The organism is Streptomyces sp. S3(2020), from assembly GCF_013044505.1.
In the GTDB taxonomy this organism is placed as follows: domain Bacteria; phylum Actinomycetota; class Actinomycetes; order Streptomycetales; family Streptomycetaceae; genus Streptomyces.
Map to the genome: position 1 here is coordinate 1 of NZ_JABERD010000105.1, position 11,285 is coordinate 11,285.

Sequence of the window (11,285 nt, forward strand, 5' to 3'; positions counted from 1 at the left end):
CCCTGGCGCTGAACGGCGGCGGGGGCGGCGGGGCCGGGGACGACACCACGCAGTCGCCGACCACCTCGACGACGCCCTCGGAGACGGCCAGCGAGTCGCCGAGCGACGAGGCGACGGATGAGGCGACCGACGAGCAGACCGACGACGGTTCCGCCAACAACGGCTCGTCGTGGACCCCGTCGCCGACGCCGTCGTACACCCCTTCGACGACCGCGGAGCCGACGACCGCGGAGCCGACGGACGAGCCGACGACCGCCGAACCGACGACCGCCGAGCCGACGACCGCGGAGCCGACGCAGGAGCCGACGGAGACGGACGGCGGCACCGACGCGGGCGGCACCACCGGTGACGTAGAGGGCGGCTGACGCAGCAGTACACCTTCACGCGCGCGTGCGGACCGGAAACGGACCGTACGCGCGCGTGGTGTTTTCCCCGCCGGGCGGCTCAGTCGGCGAAGGCCTCGCACACCGCCTCGTACTCCCGTGTCCACCACACCGCCAGCGCCGAGGCGGCCGGGAACTGGGGGTCCGCGCGGGTGTCGCCGCGTTCGTAGTGCCAGCGCAGCATCCAGAAGTCGTTGAGGCGCTCCCACCACACCCGGTGGACGGCCGCCGTCAGCTCCGAGGGCGTGGCGCCCGCCGTACGCCGGTACGCGCGCGCGTACGCCCTGACCCTCGGCAGGTCGAGCGCCCCCGCGGGCCGTACGAAGAAGATCGCGGCGGCGCGTACGGCCTCCTCCGCGCGGGGCTGCACCCCCAGCCGGTCCCAGTCGACGATCGCGGCCGGGGCGTCCCCCTGGTAGAGCAGGTTGAACGGGTGGAAGTCTCCGTGCACCCACCCCACGCATCCGCCCCGCGGCGGCCGCCGGTCCGCGTGCCGCTCCAGGAGCCGGTGCCGGGCCAGTTCGTCGAAGGAGTCGGCGGGACGGTGTCGGCGCACGCGGGTGAGCAGGGCATCGATGAGGGCGAAGGTGTCGACGGGGTCGGCGCTCTCGACGCTCTCGACGCTCTTGGCGCGGGAGGCGGGCGTGGGATTCGGTGCGGGCGTGGGGACCTGCGGCGCGGCGTGCGTCCCGCTTCGCGCGCCCGGTGCTCGCCCCTGCACCGGCATCACCCGCTCCAGGCTCGCGTGCACCACCCCGAGCAGCGCCCCCAGCCGTCCGCACTGCTGCGGTGTCAGCTGGCCCCCGTGGCGGTGGCGGCCCTCGATCCAGGGGTGGAGGGCGTAGGCGTGGCCGCCGACGACCGCGACCGTGCGGCCGGAGCGGTCGGGCAGGGGCGGGGCGACGGGGACGCCCAGGACCGCCAGCCGCTCGGTGGCGCGGTGCTGGCGGGCGATGGCGGCCGGGTCGGCGGTCTCGGGGTCGAAGTGGTGCTTGAGGAAGTAGTGGCCGCGGGTCGTGCGCAGGCGGTAGCCACGGTTCAGCAGCCCCTGGTCGACGGGTTCGCAGGTGACGGCGGAACCGGCGGCGTACTGGCTGAGGAGGGCCCGCAACGGGGGCGCGTGAGGCATGGGGGGTGGTACACAAGGGCGCGGCACGCGCCAGATGCTAGGGCACAAGCCGGGCCTGTGAGCTGGGAGTTGTCACAGACAGTCGCTTTCGGTCACGGCATGTGCGCGAAGTGACTCTCCAGGGCGCCGTCGGTCGAGTGGACCGTGCCGAACTGCGGCTCGACGCGCAGATAGACGGGCTCGTAGGGCTTGCCGTCCACGACCCGGGGCGCCGGCCCGAACCGCGCGAGCTCGGCGACCGTCGGCTCGTACGCCGTGCACTCGCCGACGACCTGGACGGACCACAGCCCCTCGCCCGGCCGGGCCGAGCTCAGGTTGTCCGCGCCGTAGGCGACGACGCCGCCGACGCACGCCCGGTGGTAGCCGCAGTTCCCGGGCAGTCGCAGCAGGAGCCGCCCGTCGTCCACGATGTGCCGGGCGAAGGCGAGGAAGGGCAGGGCGCGCATGCTGGTGGCCACCCGGCCGTAGTCGGTGCGGGCGAGCAGATCGACGGCGAGCTGTTCGTCGGAGGGCATACGACCAATGTCGGCCGTACGCGATGGTCGGGGCAGGGGTCTTTGGTCCCTAATACGGCCGCGAAACGCCCGCAATCGGCCCGCGCCACGCCCGCTGTGGGGCTCAGCGACGCTCCTGCTCGACCTGCATCCGTGCCACGTACGCCGCCGCCTGCGAGCGGCGCTCCATACCGAGTTTGGACAGCAGACTCGACACATAGTTCTTGATCGTCTTCTCCGCCAGGTGCAGCCGCTCGCCGATCGCCCGGTTGGTGAGCCCCTCGCCGATCAGGTCGAGAATCCTGCGCTCCTGCTCGGTGAGGTGCGCGAGCCGGTCGTCGCCCTTGGCGGTGCCGCCGTCCCGCAGCCGTTCCAGCACGCGCGCGGTGGCCACCGGATCGAGGAGGGACCTGCCGGCGGCGACATCGCGTACGGCCGTCAGCAGTTCGTTGCCGCGGATGGCCTTGAGGACATATCCCGAGGCGCCCGCCATGATCGCGTCGAAGAGGGCCTCGTCGTCGGCGAACGACGTCAGCATCAGGCACTTGATGTTCTCGTCCCCGGACCGGATCTCCCGGCAGACCTCCACCCCGCTGCCGTCCGGGAGCCGCACGTCGAGGACGGCCACGTCGGGCCGGGTGGCCGGGATCCGGACCAGCGCGTCGGCCGCCGTACCGGCCTCGCCGACCACCTCGATGTCGTCCTCCACCGAGAGCAGCTCATGGACGCCGCGCCGGACCACTTCGTGGTCGTCGAGCAGAAATACGGTGATTTTTCCGTCATCGCGCACGCGGCAAGTCAAACACACAAACTCTTCCCGTGACCTGGGCACCCGGGATAACGTGCCGTTGCTCCGGCCTCCTGCAAGGCTGTGACCAGCGACTGTTCCCGATTTTGCGTTCTTTACTTGGAAATCCAAGTAAAACCGCAGGTCAGGAGGGGTTTCACAGAATTGTGGAGCACTGGGTAACGTGCCTGTTGCAGGGCGCTCGCCGGGGCACCTGTCACGCCTGTTCCCGACCGGTCTCGCACCCACCCCGTGCGGCCATCGGGCTTCAGGTGAGCCGCACTGGCGCCCGGCGAACCCGGGTAGCCGGACCGACGGAGGAGCACACGTGACCGTGGAGAGCACTGCCGCGCGCACATCGCGACGCAGCGCCAGTACCAAGAGCACGGCCGGCAAGCGCACGTCCACCAAGAAGCAGCCGGGCACCGAGCCCGAGCTCGTGCAGCTGCTGACGCCCGAAGGCAAGCGCGTCAAGGACGCCAGGTACGACAAGTACGTCGCCGGCATCACCCCCGAAGAGCTCCGCGGTCTGTACCGCGACATGGTGCTCACCCGCCGCTTCGACGCCGAGGCCACCTCGCTGCAACGCCAGGGCGAGCTGGGCCTGTGGGCCTCGCTGCTCGGCCAGGAGGCCGCCCAGATCGGCTCCGGACGAGCCACCCGTGAGGACGACTACGTCTTCCCGACCTACCGTGAGCACGGCGTCGCCTGGTGCCGCGGGGTCGACCCGACCAACCTGCTGGGCATGTTCCGCGGCGTGAACAACGGCGGCTGGGACCCCAACACCAACAACTTCCAGCTCTACACGATCGTCATCGGCTCCCAGACACTGCACGCCACCGGCTACGCGATGGGCATCGCCAAGGACGGCGCGGACAGCGCGGTCATCGCCTACTTCGGCGACGGCGCGAGCAGCCAGGGCGACGTGGCCGAGTCCTTCACCTTCTCCGCGGTCTACAACGCCCCCGTCGTCTTCTTCTGCCAGAACAACCAGTGGGCGATCTCCGAGCCCACCGAGAAGCAGACCCGGGTGCCGCTCTACCAGCGCGCCCAGGGCTTCGGCTTCCCCGGCGTGCGCGTGGACGGCAACGACGTGCTGGCCTGCCTCGCGGTCACCAAGTGGGCCCTGGAGCGGGCCCGCAACGGCGAGGGCCCCACCCTGGTCGAGGCGTACACCTACCGCATGGGCGCCCACACCACCTCCGACGACCCGACCAAGTACCGGGCCGACGAGGAGCGCGTGGCCTGGGAGGCGAAGGACCCGATCCTGCGCCTTCGCCAGTACCTTGAGGCCTCAAACCACGCGGACGAGGGATTCTTCGCGGAACTGGACGCCGAGTCCGAGGCGTTGGGCAAGCGAGTACGCGAGGCGGTCCGCGCCATGCCGGACCCGGACCACTTCGCCGTCTTCGAGCACGCGTACGCGGACGGACACGCGCTCGTCGACGAGGAGCGCGCCCAGTTCGCCGCCTACCAGGCGTCGTTCGCAGAGGAAGAGGGGGTCTGACCATGGCAGCCGAAGCCGCAACATTCAAAAACGTGGCCCTGGCGAAGGCGATCAACGAATCGCTGCGCCGCGCCCTGGAGACGGACCCCAAGGTCCTCATCATGGGCGAGGACGTCGGAAAGCTCGGCGGGGTGTTCCGGGTGACGGACGGACTCCAGAAGGACTTCGGCGAGGAGCGGGTCATCGACACCCCGCTCGCCGAGTCGGGCATCGTCGGCACCGCGATCGGCCTCGCGCTGCGCGGCTACCGCCCGGTGGTGGAGATCCAGTTCGACGGCTTCGTCTTCCCGGCGTACGACCAGATCGTCACGCAGCTCGCGAAGATGCACGCCCGCTCACTGGGCAAGGTCAAGCTCCCCGTCGTCGTACGCATTCCGTACGGCGGTGGCATCGGCGCGGTCGAGCACCACTCGGAGTCCCCCGAGGCGCTCTTCGCGCACGTGGCGGGCCTCAAGGTCGTCAGCCCCTCCAACCCCTTCGACGCGTACTGGATGATGCAGCAGGCCATCCAGAGCGACGACCCGGTGATCTTCTTCGAGCCCAAGCGGCGCTACTGGGACAAGGGCGAGGTCAACACGGAGGCGATCCCGGGCCCGCTGCACAAGGCCCAGGTGGTCCGCGAGGGCACCGACCTCACGCTCGTCGCCTACGGCCCGATGGTGAAGCTCTGCCGGGAGGTCGCCGACGCGGCCGCCGAGGAAGGCAAGCACCTGGAGGTTCTCGACCTGCGCTCGGTGTCTCCCCTGGACTTCGACTCCATCCAGGCCTCGGTCGAGAAGACCCGCCGTCTGGTCGTCGTCCATGAGGCACCGGTGTTCTTCGGCTCCGGCGCGGAGATCGCGGCGCGGATCACGGAGCGCTGCTTCTACCACCTGGAGGCCCCGGTGCTCCGGGTCGGCGGCTATCACGCCCCCTACCCGCCGGCCCGCCTGGAAGAGGAGTACCTGCCGGGCCTGGACCGGGTGCTCGACGCCGTCGACCGTGCCCTGGCGTACTGAGGAGAGGGTCGTGACGACGATGACGGAAGCGTCCGTACGCGAGTTCAAGATGCCGGACGTGGGCGAGGGCCTCACCGAGGCCGAGATCCTCAAGTGGTACGTCAAGCCGGGTGACGAGGTCACCGACGGCCAGGTGGTGTGCGAGGTCGAGACCGCCAAGGCGGCCGTCGAACTGCCCATCCCCTACGACGGTGTCGTCCGGGAGCTCCACTTCCCCGAGGGCACCACGGTCGACGTGGGCACGTCGATCATCGCGGTGGACGTGTCGGGCGGGGCCGCTCCGGCCCCGGTGGAGACCGCCAGGACCGCCCCGGAACCCGAGCCGGAGAAGAAGCCCGAGGGACGCCAGCCGGTGCTCGTCGGGTACGGCGTCGCCGTGTCCTCGACCAAGCGGCGCCCCCGCAAGGGCCCCCAGGTCCCGGTGCAGGAGCCCGCGCCGGTCCAGGAGGCCTCGGTCGCGATCCAGACCGAGCTGAACGGCCACGGGGTCCAGACGGCGGCTCCGGTGGCGGCGCTCAAGGAGCGCCCGCTGGCCAAGCCGCCGGTGCGCAAGCTGGCCAAGGACCTCGGCGTCGACCTGACGACGATCGTGCCGTCCGGCCCCGACGGCATCATCACCCGCGAGGACGTCCACGCGGCCGTGGCCGCGGAGCCCGCGGTCGTCGAGACGCCGGCGCCCACCGCCCCGGCCCCCGTCCGGGCACCCGCGCCCGTACCGACGTACGACACGGCACGGGAGACCCGTGTCCCGGTCAAGGGCGTCCGCAAGGCGACGGCGGCGGCGATGGTCGGCTCGGCCTTCACCGCACCGCATGTCACGGAGTTCGTGACGGTCGACGTGACGCGGACGATGCGGCTGGTCGAGGAGCTGAAGCAGGACAAGGACCTGTCCGGTCTCCGGGTGAACCCGCTCCTGCTCGTCGCCAAGGCGCTGCTGGTCGCCATCAAGCGGAACCCGGACGTCAACGCGTCCTGGGACGAGGCGAACCAGGAGATCGTGCTCAAGCACTACGTGAACCTGGGCATCGCCGCAGCCACCCCGCGCGGTCTGATCGTGCCGAACATCAAGGACGCGCACGCCAAGACGCTGCCGCAACTGGCGGAGTCGCTCGGCGAGCTGGTGGCCACGGCCCGCGAGGGCAAGACGTCCCCGGCGGCCATGCAGGGCGGCACCGTCACCATCACCAATGTCGGCGTCTTCGGCGTCGACACCGGTACGCCGATCCTCAACCCCGGCGAGTCCGCGATCCTCGCGGTCGGCGCGATCAAGCTCCAGCCGTGGGTCCACAAGGGCAAGGTGAAGCCACGTCAGGTGACGACCCTGGCGCTCTCCTTCGACCACCGGCTGGTGGACGGGGAGCTGGGCTCCAAGGTACTGGCGGACGTGGCGGCGGTCCTGGAGCAGCCGAAGCGGCTGATCACCTGGGCGTGAGGCATGAGTGCCGAGAGGTATGAGTGCCATAGGGCATGAGTGCTCTAAGGCATGAGTGAAGGGGCCGGCGTTCTCCCGCCGGCCCCTTCGTTTACGTGGTCTACAGGTAGGGCCCGCCCGAACGGCCGCCCGTGTGGCCGTCCTCGCCCTCGTGGCCGACACCGGGCGGCAGTGCCCGCCGCATCTGCTCCAACTGCGCCCGCGCGGCCATCTGCTGGGCGAACAGCGTGGTCTGGATCCCGTGGAAGAGACCCTCCAGCCAGCCGACCAACTGAGCCTGCGCGATACGCAGTTCGGCGTCGCTCGGGGTCGCCCCGTCCGTGAACGGCAGCGAGAGCCGCTCCAGCTCCTCGACGAGCTCAGGGGCCAGACCGTCCTCCAGCTCCTTCACCGAACTACGGTGGATCTCCTTGAGCCGGACCCGGCTCGCCTCGTCCAGGGGTGCCGCCCGCACTTCCTCCAGAAGCTGCTTGATCATGCTGCCGATCCGCATGACCTTGGCGGGCTGCTCCACCATCTCCGTCACCGGAATCTCGCGGGAGTCCTCGTCCCCGGTGCCCCCCAGCGCCATTCCGTCCTGGCCCACGACCAGGATCTGGGGTTGCTCGGGCGACCGTTCGTTCCTCGGCATCTCCATGCCGCCATTCTCTCGCACCGGTACACCTCATCACTGGGGTGCCCCCCGTGGAGGGTGATCCACCGTTTACGGTCCGGATTACAGTACGGAAGTTTCCGTCACTCGCCGCCCCCGCGGGCCTGGGTGAGACGGAGCGGCCGCGCCTCGCTGGGGGAGGTCGAGCCGCGCAGCTCGGCCTGTTTCGGCACTTCGGCGGCGCCCGGAATGCCGGAAGTCCAAGCCGGTGTGACGCTGGTCCCGTGACGCGATGGCTGCGCACAGTGCGCGCTACGGGACTGGTGATCGCCCTGGGGACGGGGGCGGTCGCGGTTCCGTGCGGGTCGGGGACGTCGTACGGCGTCGAGGCGGTACGGGGGGGGGGGGGCGGGGACGGTACGCCGGGGGTGACTGGGCGCGGGTCGGCACCCGAAGTGAAGGGGCCCCGCTCGACGCCCGAAGTGCACGTCGTCGCGTCCGCGCCAGGAGCGCCGGACGTCGAGTCCACGCGGGGCGTGCGGGGCGCCGAGTCCATCCCGGTCGGCCGGGCGGGAGAAGGGCGGGAGAGGCCGGGGCGGCAGGAGGAGTCGGTGGGCCCAGCGGAGGAGGAGGCCGCGGGCGAGGAGGTCGGGAGCGAGGCCGCCGACGAGCAGCCCGCCGCCGACGCCGCCACCGTCGTACCGGATCCGTCGCGGGAGGCCGTACCGGCCGCCTCCCTGCCACCGCAGCAGCCCGTGCGGCAGGCCGTCACGCGTGCCGAGCGCCCCACCGAGCCCGTGCTGCGGATCCTGCCGCTGGGCAGCGGTCTGGTCCTGATCGGGCTCGGTCTGGGCCTCGCGTTCGTCGGCCTGCGGGTACGACGGGTCTGAGGGCTCTCAGGCCCTCAAGCCCGCCTGCCCGACGCACCCCCTACTCCACGACCAGCAGCACCTTCCCCACGTGCCCGCTCTCCTCCACCACCCGGTGCGCCGCCGCCGCGTCGCTCATCGGGATCTCGCGGTCCACCACGGGCCGGACATGACCCCCGTCCAGCAACGGCCAGACGTGTTCCCGTACCGCCGCCACGATCGCCGTCTTCTCGGCCGGCGGACGGGCGCGCAGCGACGTCGCGCTGATGGCGGCGCGCTTGCTCAGGAGCGCCGCGATGTTCAGTTCGCCCTTGATGCCGCCCTGCATGCCGATGATCGCGAGGCGCCCGTTGACAGCGAGGGTCTGGACGTTGCGGTCGAGGTACTTCGCGCCCATGTTGTCGAGGATCACGTCGGCCCCCGCACCGCCCGTGGCCTGCCTCACCTCGGCCACGAAGTCCTGCTCCCGGTAGTTGACCAGGATGTCCGCGCCGAGCTCGGCGCACTGGTCCAGCTTCTCCTTCGTACCCGCCGTGACCGCGACCTTCGCTCCGACGGCCTTCGCCAGCTGGATCGCCATCGTGCCGATACCGCTGGAGCCGCCGTGCACGAGCAGCGTCTCACCGGGACGGAGGTGGGAGATCATGAAGACGTTCGACCAGACCGTGCAGGTCACCTCGGGCAGCGCGGCGGCCTGACGGAGATCGACGCCCTGGGGCACGGGCAGCAGCTGACCGGCCGGCACGACGACCTTCTCGGCATACCCGCCGCCCGACAGCAGCGCGCACACCTCGTCGCCGACCGCCCAGCCGGAGACGCCGGGGCCGGTCTCGACGACCCGGCCCGAGCACTCCAGGCCGGGGTGGGGGGAGGCGCCGGGCGGCGGGTCGTAGAAGCCCTGGCGTTGCAGGATGTCGGCCCGGTTGACGGCACTGGCCACCACCTCGACCAGCACCTCGCCGTCACCGGGCACCGGATCGGGGGCCTCGTCCCACACCAGCGCCTCGGGCCCACCAGGTTCGGGAATCGTGATCGCACGCATGAGGGCGACGCTACTCCTCCGTCCCGGGACGGAGGACCCTCCGTCCCCGGTCGCAGCCTTCCAGGTCGTCAGGCGGAGGCGGCCCCGGCAATTGGGCGGAGCCACTCGAAATTCCCTGTGCGCGACCGATGAGTTTGCGCGACCGTAAAGGTCTCCCCATGCGTAGCCCAAGCACGCGCTAGCCACAGCACGCGGAAGGACAACCCACCATGAGCCAGCACACCTCCGGCCTGGCCATCGAGACCGCGGGACTGGTGAAGACGTTCGGTGAGACCCGGGCCGTCGACGGAGTCGACCTCGCCGTCCCGGCCGGCACGGTCTACGGCGTCCTCGGCCCGAACGGCGCCGGCAAGACGACCACCGTGAAGATGCTCGCCACCCTCCTGCGCCCCGACGGCGGCCAGGCCCACGTCTTCGGCCACGACGTCGTCCGCGAGGCCGACGAGGTGCGCGGCCGGGTGAGCCTCACCGGTCAGTACGCCTCGGTCGACGAGGACCTCACCGGCGCCGAGAACCTGATCCTGCTCGCCCGTCTCCTCGGCCACCACAAGAAGGCCGCGCGGGTGCGTGCCGCGCAGCTCCTGGAGGCCTTCGGACTGACGGAGGCAGCCGCAAAGCAGGTCAAGCACTACTCGGGCGGCATGCGGCGCCGCATCGACATCGCCGCGTCCATCCTCAACACCCCCGACCTGCTGTTCCTCGACGAGCCGACGACCGGCCTCGACCCGCGCAGCCGCAACCAGGTGTGGGACATCGTGCGCGCGGTCGTCGCCCAGGGCACCACCGTGCTGCTGACCACGCAGTACCTGGACGAGGCCGACCAGCTGGCGTCCCGGATCGCCGTCATCGACCGCGGCAAGGTGATCGCCGAGGGCACGAAGGGCGAGCTGAAGGCGTCCGTGGGCGCCGGGTCCGTCCATCTGCGGCTGCGTGATCCGGCTCAGCGGCCGGAGGCGGAACAGGTGCTGCGGCTGGCGCTGGACACGGACGTACAGCTGGAGCCCGACCCCGTGGCGCTGACCGCCCGGCTGGGCGGCACGACCAGCGACAGCGCGGCCGAGCAGGCCTCCCGGGCCCTCGCCGAACTGGCCCGCACCGGCATCACCGTCGACAACTTCTCACTCGGCCAGCCCAGCCTGGACGAGGTGTTCCTCGCCCTCACCGGACACGACACCCACGACACGAAGGACGAGGTGGCGGCATGAGCACCGTGACGCAGACCGAGGCCCAGGATCTCGCCCCCGTCAGCGCCGACTCCCTCGCCGCGCTGCTCGTCTCGGGGGAACGGCCACCGCGACCCAGCGCCCTGTCCGCCTCGCTGACCTTCGGCTGGCGGGCGATCCTCAAGATCAAGCACGTCCCCGAGCAGCTCTTCGACGTCACCGCGTTCCCGATCATGATGGTGCTGATGTACACGTACCTGTTCGGGGGCGCCCTGGCCGGCTCCCCGAAGGAGTACATCCAGTTCCTGCTGCCCGGCATCATGGTGATGTCGGTCGTGATGATCACCATGTACACGGGCATCTCGGTGAACATCGACATCGAGAAGGGCGTCTTCGACCGCTTCCGGACGCTGCCCATCTGGCGGCCGTCGACGATGGTCGGCTATCTGCTCGGGGACGCCCTGCGCTACACGATCGCGTCCGTGGTGATGCTCACCGTCGGCCTGCTCCTCGGCTACCGCCCGGACGGCGGGGTCGGCGGCGTGCTCGCCGGGATCGCGCTCCTGGTCGTCTTCTCGTTCGCGTTCTCGTGGATCTGGACGATGTTCGGGCTGCTGCTGCGCACCGAGAAGTCCGTCATGGGCGTCAGCATGATGGTGATGTTCCCGCTGACCTTCCTGTCGAACATCTTCGTCGACCCGAAGACCATGCCGGGCTGGCTCCAGGCCTTCGTCAACAACAGCCCCATCACCCATCTGTCCTCGGCCGTCCGCGAACTGATGGCGGGCGACTGGCCCGCCGACGAGATCGCCTGGTCACTGGGGTGGGCGGGACTGTTCGTGGCGGTCTTCGGACCGATCACGATGCGGCTGTACAACAGCAAATAGGC

At 70.7% G+C, this 11,285-nt stretch carries 11 protein-coding genes and 1 pseudogene; 7 read left to right on the top strand and 5 right to left on the bottom strand.

The features are described from left to right. Positions 1-365: pseudogene (locus HLK59_RS28725) on the top strand (serine/threonine protein kinase); the annotation flags it as partial. Between the two features lie 79 nt (positions 366-444). Here HLK59_RS28725 and HLK59_RS28730 read toward each other — a convergent pair. From HLK59_RS28730 to HLK59_RS28740, 3 genes are all read right to left on the bottom strand, one after another. Then, positions 445-1,512 (bottom strand): phosphotransferase, encoded by a 1,068-nt coding sequence (locus tag HLK59_RS28730; RefSeq protein WP_171144445.1) that lies wholly within the window; start codon positions 1,510-1,512, stop codon positions 445-447. Positions 1,513-1,604: 92 nt separating this feature from the next. Further along, on the bottom strand, positions 1,605-2,027 hold the full coding sequence (locus HLK59_RS28735) for a pyridoxamine 5'-phosphate oxidase family protein (protein WP_171144446.1): 423 nt from the start codon (positions 2,025-2,027) through the stop codon (positions 1,605-1,607). Between the two features lie 103 nt (positions 2,028-2,130). Then, the gene (locus HLK59_RS28740; protein WP_171144447.1) at positions 2,131-2,796 is read right to left on the bottom strand and encodes a response regulator transcription factor; all 666 of its coding nucleotides are present in this window, start codon (positions 2,794-2,796) and stop codon (positions 2,131-2,133) included. Between the two features lie 325 nt (positions 2,797-3,121). Here HLK59_RS28740 and pdhA point away from each other — a divergent pair, with 325 nt between their 5' ends. Genes pdhA through HLK59_RS28755 form a run of 3 tightly spaced genes read left to right on the top strand, consistent with a single transcriptional unit; the run spans position 3,122 to position 6,730 of the window. Then, positions 3,122-4,300, top strand: coding sequence for a pyruvate dehydrogenase (acetyl-transferring) E1 component subunit alpha (gene pdhA / locus HLK59_RS28745; RefSeq protein ID WP_171144448.1), 1,179 nt, complete (start codon positions 3,122-3,124; stop codon positions 4,298-4,300). 2 nt (positions 4,301-4,302) lie between these two features. Beyond that, entirely contained in the window at positions 4,303-5,298 is a 996-nt protein-coding gene (locus HLK59_RS28750; RefSeq protein ID WP_171144449.1) for an alpha-ketoacid dehydrogenase subunit beta, read from the top strand. Positions 5,299-5,308: 10 nt separating this feature from the next. Continuing rightward, complete coding sequence (locus HLK59_RS28755) at positions 5,309-6,730, top strand: dihydrolipoamide acetyltransferase family protein (protein ID WP_171144450.1); 1,422 nt, start codon at positions 5,309-5,311, stop codon at positions 6,728-6,730. Positions 6,731-6,830: 100 nt separating this feature from the next. Here the strand turns inward: HLK59_RS28755 and HLK59_RS28760 are convergent, their stop codons facing one another. Then, the gene (locus HLK59_RS28760) at positions 6,831-7,367 is read right to left on the bottom strand and encodes a bacterial proteasome activator family protein (RefSeq protein WP_171144451.1); all 537 of its coding nucleotides are present in this window, start codon (positions 7,365-7,367) and stop codon (positions 6,831-6,833) included. Positions 7,368-7,933: 566 nt separating this feature from the next. Here HLK59_RS28760 and HLK59_RS28765 point away from each other — a divergent pair. Then, positions 7,934-8,212: a hypothetical protein gene (locus tag HLK59_RS28765; RefSeq protein WP_171144444.1), complete on the top strand. Its 279-nt coding sequence runs from the start codon at positions 7,934-7,936 to the stop codon at positions 8,210-8,212. A gap of 40 nt (positions 8,213-8,252) precedes the next feature. Here the strand turns inward: HLK59_RS28765 and HLK59_RS28770 are convergent, their stop codons facing one another. Beyond that, positions 8,253-9,233, bottom strand: coding sequence for an NAD(P)H-quinone oxidoreductase (locus HLK59_RS28770; RefSeq protein WP_171144452.1), 981 nt, complete (start codon positions 9,231-9,233; stop codon positions 8,253-8,255). Positions 9,234-9,442: 209 nt separating this feature from the next. Between HLK59_RS28770 and HLK59_RS28775 the strand changes: the two genes are divergently transcribed. Then, positions 9,443-10,438, top strand: coding sequence for an ATP-binding cassette domain-containing protein (locus HLK59_RS28775; protein ID WP_171144453.1), 996 nt, complete (start codon positions 9,443-9,445; stop codon positions 10,436-10,438). Beyond that, entirely contained in the window at positions 10,435-11,283 is an 849-nt protein-coding gene (locus HLK59_RS28780; RefSeq protein ID WP_171144454.1) for an ABC transporter permease, read from the top strand. Before HLK59_RS28775 ends, HLK59_RS28780 begins: the two co-directional genes overlap by 4 nt. Positions 11,284-11,285: the final 2 nt, after the last annotated feature.